The following is a 14,496-nucleotide window of genomic DNA, read 5'->3' on the forward strand; positions in this document are numbered from 1 at the left end:
ACGTCTAACGCGACCATCGACGTACTCGTCATGACTAGCTCACAATTTCATTCCTTCAGTAACGGGATAGCTGCTGGAGTAGTCTTCTCTTCCCTTGGCACTCACCTCGACGGCGACGTAGGTCCATTTTCAGGCGGCCTGTATTACATAATCATCGACAACAACGTCTCTGGTCAGACGGCGGAAGTTGACCTAGAATATGGAGGCCTACCAGTAGATCCTTTTCTATATCACTCTAAGCTTCCAGCCCCGATAGGTATAGCCGACTACGGAATCCTGAACACCTCGAGGGGACTGATCCCTTATGTAGTTAAGTACAGTGAGGCAGTCGGCCACTTCACTGTCCGATCCATCGGAGCCTACAATGCCACCCCTCCCTCAGGTGTGAGCCCCTATCAGGCTAGTCTTCAGATGAATGTAGTTCTCCAGGTCAACACCCAACATGGAAGTTTCCAGTATTGGCTTCAGGACGTCGTCGACTTTTACACCAACAACGACACTTACAACGTCATAGATAACGTGTGGAACTCCTCCTCTTATCCCTCGCTTTTAACCAATTCAAGCGTCAAGGGAGGAGGTGCAGTTTACATCTACAACAATCAATCCTACTATGCCTTCGGTACGCAGAACTACCACTATTCGATGCCGTTCTCTGGCTCCCTACTGATAAGGGAACAGCAGACGAACTCTGGAGTTCTCGTCTCTTTCGGGTTCTACAATGGTTCGCTCAGCTGGTTCGACAACGTCACCATTATTCAGCCTGGAGTCTCTTCGTCCTATATGCTGGTCGATGGGTATAACTTCACTGGATCTAAAAACTACTACGATGCGGAGTTGGTCTTCGGGGGAGGAGGAAATGGTGAGATAACAGACTTCACGTCGATGAACTCGACCCTAGGAATGGAGTACGTTTTGACCAACGGAACCTACGCTGCTCCGCGGGAGCTTTATGGGTTCGGGAGTGACACTGCGGAAGCCGCAGACGACCTGACTACCTACCTCAGAGACGGAGTTCCCTCAGTTTCACTAGGAGTCGAGAACCTCTACTCCCCACTCTTCTACGTCCCTTCACCCCTCAACATCAGACTCAACCTCACGTATCAGAGGTTAGATGCGGGGCAACCTATCAACGCGACGTTGAGCGGTACAATGCATGGAGGACTCTTACCTTACACGTTCTATCTCTACCTCAATGGTACTCCCGTGCTTAACTTCACCTCTTTCGGTACTCAAGTAATCCGCTACCTTGAACTGGGTTCCCTAATACAAGGAGTGTATCGCCTAACTGTAGTAGTAGAAGCGGCTAATGGCCAGAACTCGACGTTCTCGTACCTGATCACAGTCGAACCAGACCCTCAACTTTCCCTGACGGCGAAGGCGAGTAAACTAGATGCTGGGCAGGCACTCTCGCTCAGCCTGTCGGCCTCAGGTGGAACTTCACCCTACCAGCTGACGCTCTACGTAAATGGGAAACCTTACGGACAGGTTCAACTGGGTACTTTCGCCGTGACTTTTCAAGGGTCAGGAACGTACGAGGTGTGGGCGGTACTGAGGGACGCCGCCGGCTTCCTAACGAATTCGACAGTCCTCACTGTTACAGTGGACCCAGATCCAACATTGACCTTAGTTGCCTCTAGGACGACCACCGACTACGGACTTCCATTGCCTCTCCGAGCAGATGTAACAGGAGGAACACCCCCTTACCAGTATAGGTGGGATGTAGACGGCAAATACGTTTCCTCCTCCAATGTCCTGAACTTCACCGCTCCAGTGGGAAACTACACAATTACCTTGTTCGTCACTGACCAATCTAACTACACGATCTCCTATACATTAAACGTCACTGTTAACCCGGATCCCGTGCTCCGACTCGTCTACTCAACAGGTTCTGCCGGCCTCCTATATACAGGTAACTTAGTCAACTTGACCGCGTCAATAAGCGGCGGCACTCCTCCTTACGTTTACATGTGGACTGTCGACGGTGCAGTTGCGGCCAACACGACCTCGCCGTCCTACGTTTTCCACCTTAAGGGTCCTGGTTCCTACAGCCTTGGGGTCTCGGTAAGGGACGCTGCAACTTATGTTACAACCAAGTCCATCTCGTCTACTGTGGGTTACAATCTGGCTACCCTAGGAATAGGTGCTGTAGTCGTTATAGCTCTAGCAGTGGGGATCGGAGTAGCCTTTAGGAGGCGCTAGTTCTCTTACCGGTGGAGTTCTATATGAGCCGAAAACTTAGTTAGCTGAGATGAAAATGTCCTCGTAAGTTCATAGGATTCGATAAAAGTGTTTACCCGCGGCTCAAAGTTGTCACTTTCAATTCCTTCTAGATACGCCACGGACACCTCTCTTAAGGGATCATACAAAGTCACCCCAAATCGTCGGGGCCGACGGAGGAGAACACCACTACCCTCCACCTTCATCGCTCCCAAGACCTCGTAAGCAGAGCCCATCGTGGGTTGTGAGATATAGGAGATGAGGCAAATATCATATAAACATAACTCACGTCGATACAATATTTAGAGATTAAGAGATTAAAAGTTACGTAAAAGTATTATAGTCTCATAAACGCAAGCTGGCCAGCTTAAAGCGCCTTAATTGCCTCATCAAGGGCCAATGAGTTTCCAGGCCGACCAACTTCCATACTTCAAAGTGTCCGAGGCATCCTAGCCTTGGAATTCCGCCTCGGGCTAACTTCTGACGAGTTGGGTCGTGTAGCGAGAGTTTCTCTTCGCTAGGACAACGTAATTCTTACACTATAGGCCGGACAAAAAGGGCTCACAGGAGGGATCGTCATAGCTCGTTTCCAACATTTTTATTCTACTTCGTTTAAGACTGCAATCATGGACAAGTCCTACCAACAACTGCTCGATAGGCTCTACGCTAAGCTCCCCCAGAAGGAACCTAGCTCTGCCTACCAAGAGCTACCAAAGCTGAACATAATGAGTGCCGGGAACCTCACCGTAATAAGGAACTTCGAGGAGTACTGCGACAGGATAAGAAGGGATCCCAAGTTGGTTACCAAGTACCTCTTGAAGGAGCTGGCTGCCCCAGGCATGCTTCAGGACAATGGACAACTTAGCATCCAGGGTAAGTTCTCGTCTACCGTTATAAACACCCTAATGGATAGATTCGTTAAAGTGTACGTCCAATGTCCCACATGTAAGAGCCTTGACACGGTGTTGAAGCTGGACAAGAGGGTGTGGACCATGTCTTGCCTTGCCTGCGGTGCAGTGACTACTATTAAGCCACTGTGATGAGTCTTGGACGTGATAGTGAAAGTCCTACATAAGGAGGACAACGTATTCGTCAATGTCTGTGAAACCGAACTATTGGGAAAGAAGTTCAGGGAAAACGGGCTCCTTCTCGACGTAAACCTAGAGTTCTACGAGGGAGATCCCATGGAGCTAGACGCCGCCTTATCCATGGTCAATCAAGCCACCGTGATGTCCCTCGTCGGGAACAGACTCGTCGATGAGGCTATTAAGAGAGGCATAGTCCATAAGAACTCCACCTTGAAGGTCGCTGGAGTCGCCTTCGCCCAAGTCTACAACCTGTGAGCGAGATGACTAGGTTCTGTGTGTCCTGTGGTAGGGAGGGCGTACAATTAGTTGGCTCCCTATGTCCCTCGTGCTACGTGGAGAGGACGGAGTTAATCAAGTTCCCCGACGAGGTGGAGGTGAGGCGATGCAGGTTCTGTGGGTCCTCTTGGTTCGACAGGAAGTGGGTCAAGTTGCCTGAGCAGGAGGTGCTAGCCGCGACCATAAGTCAGACCTCATTAATCGATCACAACATCTCCTCCCTCAAGATAGAGGCCTCTCAGATTCGCTTTGATCCTAAGGAAGGTAAGGTCGTAGAAGTCACAGCGTCTGGTCATGTCCATGGCGCAGGATTTAGGCTCAACAGGAGTGTCAGACTCACCGAGAGAAACGTAACTTGCGACTCCTGTCTGAAGAAGAGGGGAAAGAAGTATGAAGTCGTGGTGCAGCTGAGAGGTAAAGAAGGCAAGCTCGACGAGGGAGTGAAGAGGCTGTTCGAGGAAAGCTTAGACAAGGAGGCTTTGGATAACCTCTGCGACGTGGTATCCTTGAGGGAAGGCGTCGACTACTACTTCATAAGCAAGTCCGTAGGTAAAAGAGTGGTTAGTAGGTTTTCCCAGGTGACTAGGGTTTGGGTGACAGAGAGCCACGAGGGGGAGAGAGTCAGGGACGGAAGGAGGGAGAGCAAGCTCATACTCGCGGTGAGAGCGTAGTAGTGGGGGTAGATGAGGCGGGAAGAGGATGTTTATTGGGCCCCATGGTGGTGGCGGGGATCGCCCTATCTGAAAGGTCGCTCCAAACCTTGAGAGAGGCGGGAGTGAAAGACAGCAAGAGATTGACTAGAAGGTCTCGGGAGAAGCTCTTTCTTCTAATATTGGAAGAGTCCTTAGGAGTGTCGGTAGTACGGGTCTGGCCCGAGGAGATAGACTCCTTCAATCTGAATCAGTTAACCTACGACGCCGTACTAAAGGTAATAAGAGCCCTCTCTTACCTAAGGCCGGGGTTGGTCACCGTGGATAGGGTAGGGAGGGAAGAGGTGGTGGTCAAGGAAGTCCGTTCCATAGGCTCCACCCCTCGTGTCGAGTTCGGTGCCGACACCCACTACGTTGAAGCTGGCGCCGCCAGCGTAGTAGCCAAGGTTATCAGGGACTTGGAGATCGAAAAGATAAGGACCCAGTATGGGGACGTGGGTAGTGGTTACCCGTCAGACCCAAAGACTAGGAAGTGGGTGGCCTCAATAAGGGGAAGCGAGCCTCCGAGTTTCCTGAGGAGAAGTTGGAGGACTCTGCAGGCAATAGCACCTGAACTCTACGTGGGGAAGAGTATTGGTCACTAACTTACCTGCAGAGGCTAAGGCGAAATGGTTAAGGGTGATGGATGCTAAGACTCCAGAGGAGAAGCTGCAGGCACTTCAGGACTTCCTGAGCTACGTCCCCAAACACAAAGGAACGGAGAACTTGGTAATGTGGGCCAGGAGGAGGATGGCGGAACTCAGGGAACAGACGGAGAAGGAGAAACGAAAAGGCTCTGGAAGAGGACTTCAGTTGTTCGTTGAGAAGGACGGTGCGGGACAGGTCCTCCTCTTAGGTAACTATCAGTTGAGGTGCAACGTAATGAGGTCTATAACCAACGTTAAGCAGGACCCGGTGGAATTGCCGGTAGTGGGAATGACTTACTATGAGGACGTAAGGATACAGGTGGTTAATCCGCCCTTCTTCACGACGGAGTCCAGGTGGGCCACTAGAATCGTTGGAATGGCCAGGAACGCTGACGTACTCGTCCTAACAGTGGAAAACAGCGGGGAGCTCTCGAAGCTCAAGGATTTCTTGAGCGATAACGGCATGACCCTAGGCAGGCCGCGCGGCAGGGTGGTGGTGGAGAGAATGAGGACAGGCTCTGGAGTGAGAGTAGTTAACATGGGTAAGCTAGTTGGCACCACGGAAGAAGAAGTTAAGAGGTACGTCGAGGGTTTCGGGTTCAGGTCCGCTATTGTGAAGATAACGGGGGAAGTCGCCATGGATGATGTCGAGAGGGCAATATTCGAGAGCGGTTCGACTAAACCTTTCGTGGTGGTCTCCCACGACGTCCCGGGCTCCCTAAAGCCATGGGAGAGAGACCAGTTAAAGCTGGCCCTCTTCAGGGAACTGGACGTCATCAGGGTCTACACTAAGGAACCTTTCGAACCTCCCACCAAGGACCCCCTTGTTCTTAAGAGAGGTTCCACAGTGGCCGAGGTGGCCAAGAAGCTTCATAGTTCCCTCTATGAGGGACTTACCTATGCTAGAGTCTGGGGTAAGTCGGTGAAGCATCAGGGTCAGAGGGTGGGGCCAGACTGGGTTCTTGAGGACGGAGACATCGTGGAGCTTCACACCAGGTAGCAGAGGCTTAGTTAGAAAGGGAGACCATTTTGAAAAAGGTTTATAATCGTGCCCTGAGAGGCCCGATCAGGTGATGATGTTGAACGCTGCAGTGGTAAAGATAAAGCTCTCGATGATATTGGCCTCAATAGGAATAGTTCTCCTCGGTCTTGCCTTAGGGCTGGCCGTTACAACTTACCTGTTCGGTTACACGTTCGGGACCGGCCTCATAATCGGTATACTAGGCTTCATATTCGTGCTCAACATACTGCAGTGGCTCCTAGGTCCCTACTTCATTAATATGGCTTACAGGGCCAAGGAGGTGAAGCCAGACGATCCGACGTATGGTTGGCTCCTGTGGGACGTCAGTGAGGTCGCGAGGAATAACGGTCTACCCGCTCCTAAGGTTTACATAGCTAACGTACCTTTCCCCAACGCTTTCGCCTACGGTAGTCCGTTGGCAGGAAAAAGGGTGGCCATAACTGCTCCAACCCTCAGGATCCTCAACAGGGACGAGTTGAAAGCCGTGCTAGGACACGAACTTGGACACTTGAGACACAGGGACGTGGAGTTGCTGATGGCAGTAGGGCTCATACCAGCCCTAGTGTACTGGCTCGGTTACAGCCTATTCTGGGGCGGAATGTTCGGTGAGGGAGGCAGGGGCAACAACTCTGGCCTGCTCTTCCTGATAGGCATAGCACTAATAGCGGTGAGCTTCCTCTTCCAACTATTCATGCTTTTCCTCAACAGAATGAGGGAGGCTTACGCTGACATAAACGCTGCACAGACCGTTCCAGGAGGTGCGAGCAACCTCCAAACCGCGCTAGCTAAGATAGTTGCCTCAGTAGATCCTTCAGTTGCCCAGAGGTACAAGTCTAACACTACCATGAAGATGTTGTTCTTCGCCCCCATAGACGTGAAGGAGGTTCCGGAAGACGACGTAAGGGCGATAGTTGAGGGTTGGAAACACGAAAAAGTGTCTTGGCACGCCGACCTTTTCAGCGATCACCCCCACCCCGCCAAGAGGATTCAGCTATTGGAGAAAATGAAGGGCAGCTACTACTATTGAATCACATTGAGGGAACCGAAAAGTAAGTCCCTCTCCGTCACGATCCCTTCGGGCTTTTTCTCTCCCTTTCCCACAATCAGGGAGCCTATCCTTCTCTCTACCATGATTGACGCAGCATCCCTTAGGTGAGTTTCTCGCATACACCAAATTACTGACTTAGAACCCACCTCTATTGCCTTCTCTCCTCCTTTCTTTAACCCCTTAACCAGGTCCGCGGCAGTTACTATCCCCTTTACCTCTTCGCCCTCAAGTAGGGGTAGTCTCCTGACCTTTCTATTTGCCATCAACTTCGCTATGTCCCTGATTGGAGTGTCGGGAGAAGTTGTGACTAGAGATGAAGTCATCACTGAGTCCACAATCCCCGTGCTTTGAGATCTACTTACCACCTTGAGGATCTCCCTCTCGCTTAACAATCCAACCAGTTTTCCGTTCTCGACAACAGGTAATCCCCCAAACCCACCCCAGAGCATTTTCCTCACTGCAATTTCTAATTCGTCTCGAGGAGCCACTGTAGTTACCCCTTGCTTGGCCACGCTGGAGACGCTCAGCTTAAGCATATCCTTTCCTAGAGTTGCAAATAGCTCAACAATGTCCCTAGTTGACAGGATCCCCCTAACTTCTTCTCCTTCTAGAATCACCACCCTTCCCGCATCTATATTCGACATCACCTGGACTGCCTCCTCGAGCGTGGAGTCTAAGGAGAGGGTGATTAATGAAGTCCTCATTACTTCCTCTACTTTCACAAGTGTTACTGTGGTTCTGTCCCTAATTATCATTAATGTTGCTGAACACTTAGGGGTTCCTCAACTAACACCTAGGTAAGTCTTCAGGATCCTCACTTCTTCTACTCCGAGGTGGAACCTATAGATCTTCTCTGATTTCATTGAGACGTCGACGAACCTCACCAGTAACTCCGTTTTCTCTATGAGAGTGCTTGCGAATTGTTTAGTCACCTGAAACTCCACGTAAAGGGGATCCTTGGGATCATCTAGTATTATCAGTCTAGCAATAACTTTCCCCTTTTCTCTATCTATCTCCAGCTCCCCAGGGACGTCCGTCCTCCTGGGCGAGTCTGTGCCGTAACATAGAACGTAAGAGCTTTCACAGACGTTACACTTACCTGGGATAACGCACGGGGGGTTATCGTCGTTCAAATCAACTGATATAGGCCTTTCCTTATAATATTCACATGCCTGCTGTAGTGGGAAGGAAAGTTGTAGCGTCGCAATCCCCCCTAGCCACATACGTAGGCGCTAGAGTGCTCAGCGAAGGGGGTAACGCATTCGACGCCGCCTTAGCTGTTAGTGCAGTGCTCTCCGTCGTTCTTCCTCAAACCAGTGGACTGGGGGGAGACGCTTTCCTGTTAGCCAAGACGCCGGAGGGGACAGTTGCCTACAACGCCTCAGGTTGGGCCCCATCAAGGGTACCGGAGAGAGTGGAAGAACTTCGGGGACCGCTTACTGTGACAGTTCCAGGCCTCGTTGATCTCTGGGACTTCCTCTACAGGAAGTACATCACCCTCCCCCTAGATAGACTTCTAGCGCCGGCCATATCGTTGGCCACCGAAGGGTTCGAGGTAGGGAGGAGCCTGAGCAGAGCGATCTCGTCGGGAAAGGACTTTCACGAGAGCTGGAAGAAAACGTTTTGGGGGAGAGGCTACGGTGATACTCTGCGTCTACCTGAGATGGGAGAGGTGATGAAGAGAATAGCTAGGGATCCGCGGGAGTTCTACGAAGGTAAGGTAGCAGAGGAGATGGTAAATGGAATGATCGCTCTAGGCGTAGGGGTGGAACCAGAAGACTTCAGAAGGTTCAGAGGAGAGCAAGTACGTCCTATCAGGTCGTCCTACGGATCTTTCACGCTCTACGAACTCCCCCTAACTCACAGGGAGTAACTACCTTGGAAGCGCTGAAGTTAGTGGAGTTGACAAACGTGAACAGGATGTCCTTTAACGAACCAGAGAGGGTGAGACAGCACGTCAGACTCTTCTCCCTCGCATACAGGGATAGGGACTCCCATGTGGCGGATCCTAGGTTTCACGACTTCGACGTCAACTACCTACTCAGCTCGGGACACCTCGCGTCTCTACTCTCAAGCCAGGGGATCTCCGACGTTAAAGCCGCTGGGGACACCACCTTCTTTACCCTCACTGACGGAGAGAACCACGTAGGTTTCATACAGAGTCTTTTTCACCCCTTCGGCTCGGGAATGGTTGTAAAGCAGATACCACTCCAAAACAGGGGCGCGGGCTTTACTGAGGGTCACAACAGTCCCAAACCGAGAAAGAGGCCTCTCCACACACTCTCCATACTAATGGCAGAGTCCGAAGCGGAGCTCTTAGTGATAGGTTGTGCAGCTGGTCACCTGAGGCCTCAAATTCACTCCCAAGTGTTGGAGTATTATGTGGATTACAAGATGGACATAGATGAGGCAGTTTACGCTCCTAGGTTCGTCATTGAAGAAGGAGAGGTGAAGGTTGAGAGGAGACTCAATCTCCCCTTCAAGCAAATACAGGAATTTTCGCCGGAAGTAGGGGTGGTTCAAGCCCTTAAGGTAAGGGGTAAAGCGTCAACTGCGGTGGCGGACCCTAGGAGTGAAGGTGTCGCTCTAAGGGCTTGAGGCAACCAGCCTCCTGGGAGGCTATTAGGACAGCCCCCAAAACACCTTCCCTCTCAGCCCTCTCCGTTTTAACCCCTCTCTTGGAAGTCCAGTCGGAGAAGAGCTTGAAGTAGAGCTGTGACTCGAATACACCACCTATCACATACACCTTCTCCACTCCCACCTTCTTAGCCACGTTTACCGACTGGGCAGCAAGCTCTCGCGCCGCCGTTCTCATGATCTTTAGGGCCAGTTTATCTCCTACCTTAGCGGCTTTCTCAACCACTTCAGCCACCCCAGCGATCTCTGATACCCTGTGCCCGTTGTAGTAAGCCCATTCCACCAAGTCATCCAAAGTCTTCACCCCTATTTTCTCCTTCACCATCGTTGTCATTTGACTCCTCTTGGAGACCCCCTGCATTGTCCTAGTCAGTGCCCTAAGGGCTTCTCTTCCTATCCAATACGCAGATCCCTCGTCTCCCAACAGCCACCCCATATTCGCAGCTCTCCGTTTTCTCGTACCATCGTACCCAACTACCGCGCTCCCTGTTCCAGCTATAGTGATCACGCCAGGCTTACCCCAGGTCTGGGCGTAAAGTGTGACGAAGCCGTCATGTTCTACTCGCACATGTCTCCCTAACCTATCAGCCAACGGCTTCACCAGCTCCACGTCCCTTTTAGTGTCCAAGCCTGCCATCCCAAGGCAAACGTAGTCCGGCTGGTTGACTCCAGTTTGAGCCACCGCCTTTCTCACGTTCTCCATTGCCACCTCTAATCCAACGTTGTGGAAGTTTCCAGGTCCTGCTCTCCCCCTGCCCAGCTCCTCACCATCGCACGTATAAGCCAGGGCTCGAGTGTGAGTTCCCCCAGCGTCTACTCCTACTAGAATCATGAACTACTTATACATCGCCGAGTTTTATAACCTTAGCATAACTACTCTACCTATGAAAATTGTAGTCCTTGGGGCCGATGGGTACTTAGGGTGGCCGCTGTCCCTCAGATTACTCAGGAGGGGGCATCGGGTTGTCGGTGTGGACAACTTGGCTACGCGGAGGGCAGTAGAGGAGGTCGGCTCAGATTCGGCCCTACCCATATCCTCACCGCAGGAGAGGGAAAGGGCAGCCAAAGAACTCGGAGACTTCAAGTTCGTCTTCGGTGACGTTACAGACTACCAGTTCGTGAAGGAGCTTATATCGAGCGAGAAACCCGACGCTGTAGTACACTTCGCTGAACAGAGGTCCGCTCCGTATTCGATGAAGGATGTAGAGCACGCGGTCTACACTATGCACAACAACTTGGAGGGCACGCTAAACCTGATATACGCCGTGAAGGAGGCCAAACCCGACGTCCACGTTGTTAAGATGGGAACAATGGGGGAATATGGCACTCCCAACTTCGATATACCGGAGTCGGCTTTCGTGGAAGTGGAGATTAAAGGAAGGAGGGACAGGATACCCACTCCTAAGTTTGCCGGTTCCTGGTATCACTGGACCAAGGTCTACGATACTTACAACATGCTCTTCGCCAACAAGATATGGGGATTGACCTTCACCGACATCATGCAAGGACCAGTTTACGGAACTAGGACGGAGGAGATAGTCAGCGAACGGTTCTTCACGAGGTTCGATTTCGACGAGGTGTGGGGTACGGTCGTAAATAGATACTGTGTTGAAGCAGTGCTCGGCCTTCCTCTCACCCCTTACGGGAAAGGAGGTCAGACTAGGGGTTTCCTGTCGTTAGAGGACAGCGTAGAGGCCTTGAGGATACTGATAGAGAACCCCCTGAGATGGGATCCTACCGGCACGTCAACCAGTTCGTAGAACTCAGGAGCGTCAGGGAGATAGCTTCTTTCGTTCAGGACGCTGGAAAGGAACTCGGCTTGGACGTGAAGGTACAACATGTTCCGAACCCCAGGGTGGAGGCAGAAGAACACTACTACAACCCAGAGTTGAAGGTCCTCCCCAATCTAGGTTTCAGGCCTAGGAAGAGCATGAGGGAAGAGGTGAAGGTGATGTTAAAGGACTTACTTCCCTTCAAAGAAAGGATCTCTAGGTTCTCTTCAGTCATTATGCCAAGGACGAGGTGGAAGTAATTCTTGGAAAGAGTGGTTGAGCGCTCTGATGTAACTGTCTGGATCCCCCACGTTAAGCCACACTTCCTTATCTAGCATTAATGCTAGCACCTCCCCTCCATCCTTCAGTACTCCCGATATGCCGTAGGTGAGCTCCAGTTCTCCATCAGCTGGGTTGGTTTTCTTCAATGCTCTGAGGACGGAGGGTTTGAAGACGTAGACCGCTGACACCGCCAGGTCGGACTTAGGGACAGGCGGTTTCTCTTGGGCGTCCAGAACCCTAAGAAGTCTAGTACCCATGAATTCTCCCTCCTCTCTTGCCTCAACTATCCCATATCTCTTGGGGTTAGAAACTCTCCTCACCAGTAGCACAGCGTCGGGTTCCCTCTCTTCAAAGAGAGAAGTAGCCCTCTCATAGCCCCCGAAAGGACTCCATCGTCGGCATGAACGAAGAAAGGGTCCTCTCCCACAAACTTCTCTGCCTTTAGTACAGCGTCTCCAAACCCCTTAGGTTCCTTCTGGAACTCGAAGGTGGCTCCCAACCCCAACTCGAAGAGGTAATCCATGAGCAATCTACCGTTCCTCCCCACCACTAGGCAGAAGTTACTCACCCCCACTCGGGCCAGGGAACCCAATATTAGGTCGATCACAGGTACGGTCACTTTCCTATCCTCCTCATCGACGAATAGGGGAAGTAAGCCCTTCGGTAGCACTGACGTTATGTGCTTCATCCTGGTCCCTTTACCCGCAGCCGTTATCACAGCTTTCCTGATCTTCATCGTGGCGGTTTGGCATCTAACACAAATAACTTTGTTTGTGACGACACCACGTCCCTTACAAAGATGTCGCGAATCGGTCTAAAACATGGCCTAATAAATGGTACTATACGATGTCAGTTAGCCTAGTGCAGTCAATATCTCCGTGAGTGGTTGTATTGTCTTAGTTCATCGAATCCCACACTTTATAAACCGATTCTCGACTTCGTCTTATGTCAGGTGTAGAAATAAGGACCTCCCGTCTATTCTCTAGAGGGAGAGCATTCATAGTGGCCTTAGATCACGGCCTAGTCATGGGACCCCTGAGGGGAATAGAACGGGCCGCGGAAGTTGTGTCCAAGGTCTCGAAGGGTCCAGATGCCCTTCAAATGACCCCAGCCCTGGCTCAACTAGTTAAGGAGAACTTCGCGTCCAGGGGCGGCCCACTCTTTATCGCTAGGCTAGATACGACCAATGTTTGGAGGGAGGTAGGGGGCAGGTCCACAGGGTACTACTCCATGTCTTACACCGTAAAGGAGGCTGTGAGGGCCGGGGCCGACGCAGTCATATGCTACCTTCTCGTTGGATTGGGAAACGGTAACACGGAGGCCCTTAATTTGGAGAAAGTCTCGGAGGCGAGGAGGGAGGCGAACGACTACGGAGTTCCGTTCATTGTGGAGCCCCTTGCCGTTAAGGAAGGAGAATACGAATCGTTAAGGGAGCCAACAGTGCTCAAGTACCTCGGACGTTTCGGCTCTGAGCTAGGAGCTGACGTATTGAAGCTTGACTTCGGGGGAGACTCGAAACAGTTTAGAGAAGTCGTCGACGCCTCCTTCTCTCCCATAGTAATAAGGGGAGGGCCTAAAACGAAGACCGATCTCGAGTTCCTCCAAATGCTCGCCGACGCTCTCGCTGCAGGGGCTAAGGGCGTCACGGTGGGCAGAAACATCTGGCAGTCCAGTGACCCAGTTGTCTTCACGGAAATAGTTAGTAAGGTCGTTCACGAAGGTGCAGATCCGAGGAACCTCGTAAACTCTTGAGTTTACCTTCTCCTGCTTTTTCTCTTGAGTCCCGTGGTCACCTGTCTTCTCATCACCATGTACTCACGGGTCCTCGTTACTGCCTCTCCGGGTTCCCCTACGCCCTTAAGCATCTCCGCTAAACCGTTCTCCCCTATGTAAGTTAGCCACTGCACTAGGTGCCCTTCCTTCAGGTGCCAACTTACACAGTTTGGATCCTCTTTCGACAATCTCTCCAACTCCGTCAGGAGAGAGTTCACGTCTCCTGCCTTACCCACAACTCTCCCATAGCTGGTGAAATAGAACGGTTCCATGTCTTTTAGTTTGCAGAGGTGATCGCATTTAAGGAGAATGGCTCTAGGGCACAGCTCTGGCTCTATTTCCTGAGGAGAGGTAGAGCCTGAGGATTTGGTCCCTAGTGCCCCCATCTACAGACAGCTCTTCGACCTCCGCCCCACTCATCGACTCGTCCACCTCGTTGAGGTGGTTGTACCCCACCAAACCAGAGTGGGATATACCTATGAGTTTTGGCCTCATGGATTTGGTCCTTTCTACCACCTCCATAAACTTCCGCCTGTCACTCCAAGCTATCTTAAATGACCTCCCGTTTATTCTCCCTCCCAAGGAGTCTCCAGCAAAGAGAATGTCGTCCAGTATAAACGAGATGTGTGCATTAGAATGTCCAGGTGTATAACTCACCTTTCCCTTTCTATCTCCTAAATCGATTTCCTCGCCATCACCGACTTCCCTGATCGTGGTCTTGATCGGTTCAACTTTTCCGAAAACAGTAACCAGTTCTCCCATCATATTTTCCGCCTCCTTGTTTACTTTCTCAGGCGAGGTGATCTTTCCACCCTCTCCTTCAGGTACCAACACAACGACATTGGGAAACCTTTCCACCACTTCCTTCAGGAGGCCTATGTGGTCTATGTGAAGGTGAGTGAGAAACACGTAGTCCAACCTATCTAGGAAGCCTAGGTCCGCTACAGAGTTCGAGGGCCCAGGGTCGATCATCATAGCCTTCTCATAGCACAGAAGGTAAAGTGAGTGGAACTCAGGGAACTCGGGCGGACCAGCTTTCACTTCAC

13 protein-coding genes and 3 pseudogenes are annotated in these 14,496 nt (G+C 51.4%); 10 read left to right on the forward strand and 6 right to left on the reverse strand.

Annotated features, from left to right (window positions below):
* Window positions 1–30: 30 nt before the first annotated feature.
* From HS1genome_RS06760 to htpX, 7 genes are all read left to right on the forward strand, one after another.
* The gene (locus HS1genome_RS06760) at window positions 31–2,199 is read left to right on the forward strand and encodes a thermopsin family protease (protein ID WP_126450130.1); all 2,169 of its coding nucleotides are present in this window, start codon (window positions 31–33) and stop codon (window positions 2,197–2,199) included.
* A 644-nt stretch (window positions 2,200–2,843) separates the two neighbouring features.
* Window positions 2,844–3,257 (forward strand): translation initiation factor IF-2 subunit beta, encoded by a 414-nt coding sequence (locus tag HS1genome_RS06765; RefSeq protein ID WP_126450131.1) that lies wholly within the window; start codon window positions 2,844–2,846, stop codon window positions 3,255–3,257.
* A gap of 6 nt (window positions 3,258–3,263) precedes the next feature.
* Entirely contained in the window at window positions 3,264–3,560 is a 297-nt protein-coding gene (locus tag HS1genome_RS06770; RefSeq protein ID WP_126450132.1) for a DUF424 domain-containing protein, read from the forward strand.
* Window positions 3,561–3,565: 5 nt separating this feature from the next.
* Window positions 3,566–4,252, forward strand: coding sequence for a 60S ribosomal export protein NMD3 (locus tag HS1genome_RS06775; protein WP_229768079.1), 687 nt, complete (start codon window positions 3,566–3,568; stop codon window positions 4,250–4,252).
* Window positions 4,253–4,254: 2 nt separating this feature from the next.
* Window positions 4,255–4,875 (forward strand): ribonuclease HII, encoded by a 621-nt coding sequence (gene rnhB, locus HS1genome_RS06780; protein ID WP_268243596.1) that lies wholly within the window; start codon window positions 4,255–4,257, stop codon window positions 4,873–4,875.
* Window positions 4,865–5,917, forward strand: coding sequence for a TGS domain-containing protein (locus HS1genome_RS06785; RefSeq protein WP_126450134.1), 1,053 nt, complete (start codon window positions 4,865–4,867; stop codon window positions 5,915–5,917). Before rnhB ends, HS1genome_RS06785 begins: the two co-directional genes overlap by 11 nt.
* A gap of 79 nt (window positions 5,918–5,996) precedes the next feature.
* Window positions 5,997–6,965 carry a zinc metalloprotease HtpX gene (htpX, locus tag HS1genome_RS06790; RefSeq protein WP_126451360.1) on the forward strand — a complete coding sequence of 323 codons (969 nt, stop codon included), beginning with the start codon at window positions 5,997–5,999 and terminating at the stop codon, window positions 6,963–6,965.
* On the opposite strand, the gene HS1genome_RS06795 is transcribed toward htpX, so the two are convergent.
* Both HS1genome_RS06795 and HS1genome_RS06800 read right to left on the reverse strand, forming a co-directional pair.
* Window positions 6,959–7,741, reverse strand: a complete 783-nt coding sequence (locus tag HS1genome_RS06795; protein WP_126450135.1) for a CBS domain-containing protein — start codon at window positions 7,739–7,741, stop codon at window positions 6,959–6,961. The two genes, htpX and HS1genome_RS06795, sit on opposite strands and share 7 nt — an antisense overlap.
* Before the next feature lie 27 nt (window positions 7,742–7,768).
* Window positions 7,769–8,119 (reverse strand): hypothetical protein, encoded by a 351-nt coding sequence (locus HS1genome_RS06800; protein ID WP_126450136.1) that lies wholly within the window; start codon window positions 8,117–8,119, stop codon window positions 7,769–7,771.
* Window positions 8,120–8,154: 35 nt separating this feature from the next.
* Between HS1genome_RS06800 and HS1genome_RS06805 the strand changes: the two are divergent.
* A pseudogene (locus HS1genome_RS06805) lies at window positions 8,155–9,584 on the forward strand (gamma-glutamyltransferase family protein).
* Here HS1genome_RS06805 and HS1genome_RS06810 read toward each other — a convergent pair.
* Window positions 9,553–10,455 (reverse strand): BadF/BadG/BcrA/BcrD ATPase family protein, encoded by a 903-nt coding sequence (locus tag HS1genome_RS06810; RefSeq protein WP_126450137.1) that lies wholly within the window; start codon window positions 10,453–10,455, stop codon window positions 9,553–9,555. The pseudogene HS1genome_RS06805 and the gene HS1genome_RS06810 overlap by 32 nt on opposite strands.
* A 52-nt stretch (window positions 10,456–10,507) precedes the next feature.
* Here HS1genome_RS06810 and agl3 point away from each other — a divergent pair.
* A pseudogene (gene agl3, locus HS1genome_RS06815) lies at window positions 10,508–11,655 on the forward strand (UDP-sulfoquinovose synthase).
* Here agl3 and HS1genome_RS06820 read toward each other — a convergent pair.
* Window positions 11,623–12,413: pseudogene (locus HS1genome_RS06820) on the reverse strand (nucleotidyltransferase family protein). The pseudogenes agl3 and HS1genome_RS06820 sit on opposite strands and share 33 nt — an antisense overlap.
* A gap of 209 nt (window positions 12,414–12,622) precedes the next feature.
* On the opposite strand from HS1genome_RS06820, the gene HS1genome_RS06825 reads away from it, so the two are divergent.
* A complete protein-coding gene (locus HS1genome_RS06825) occupies window positions 12,623–13,429 on the forward strand; it encodes a class I fructose-bisphosphate aldolase (RefSeq protein ID WP_126450138.1) in 807 nt (268 codons plus the stop codon).
* Between the two features lie 2 nt (window positions 13,430–13,431).
* Here the strand turns inward: HS1genome_RS06825 and HS1genome_RS06830 are convergent, their stop codons facing one another.
* The gene (locus tag HS1genome_RS06830) at window positions 13,432–13,722 is read right to left on the reverse strand and encodes a hypothetical protein (RefSeq protein ID WP_126450139.1); all 291 of its coding nucleotides are present in this window, start codon (window positions 13,720–13,722) and stop codon (window positions 13,432–13,434) included.
* Window positions 13,723–13,765: 43 nt separating this feature from the next.
* Entirely contained in the window at window positions 13,766–14,491 is a 726-nt protein-coding gene (locus HS1genome_RS06835; protein WP_126450140.1) for an MBL fold metallo-hydrolase, read from the reverse strand.
* Between the last annotated feature and the right edge of the window lie 5 nt (window positions 14,492–14,496).

The sequence above is a fragment of the Sulfodiicoccus acidiphilus genome, assembly GCF_003967175.1.
Classification (GTDB): Archaea; Thermoproteota; Thermoprotei_A; order Sulfolobales; family Sulfolobaceae; genus Sulfodiicoccus; species Sulfodiicoccus acidiphilus.

What these genes read in the sequence shown, in the direction of transcription:
- HS1genome_RS06760 (WP_126450130.1), top strand. Translation starts at nt 31, where the DNA reads ATGACTAGCTCACAATTTCATTCCTTCAGTAACGGGATAGCTGCTGGA.
- HS1genome_RS06765 (WP_126450131.1), top strand. Translation starts at nt 2,844, where the DNA reads ATGGACAAGTCCTACCAACAACTGCTCGATAGGCTCTACGCTAAGCTC.
- HS1genome_RS06775 (WP_229768079.1), top strand. Translation starts at nt 3,566, where the DNA reads ATGACTAGGTTCTGTGTGTCCTGTGGTAGGGAGGGCGTACAATTAGTT.
- HS1genome_RS06795 (WP_126450135.1), bottom strand. Translation starts at nt 7,741, where the DNA reads ATGATAATTAGGGACAGAACCACAGTAACACTTGTGAAAGTAGAGGAA.
- HS1genome_RS06810 (WP_126450137.1), bottom strand. Translation starts at nt 10,455, where the DNA reads ATGATTCTAGTAGGAGTAGACGCTGGGGGAACTCACACTCGAGCCCTG.
- HS1genome_RS06825 (WP_126450138.1), top strand. Translation starts at nt 12,623, where the DNA reads ATGTCAGGTGTAGAAATAAGGACCTCCCGTCTATTCTCTAGAGGGAGA.
- HS1genome_RS06830 (WP_126450139.1), bottom strand. Translation starts at nt 13,722, where the DNA reads ATGGAACCGTTCTATTTCACCAGCTATGGGAGAGTTGTGGGTAAGGCA.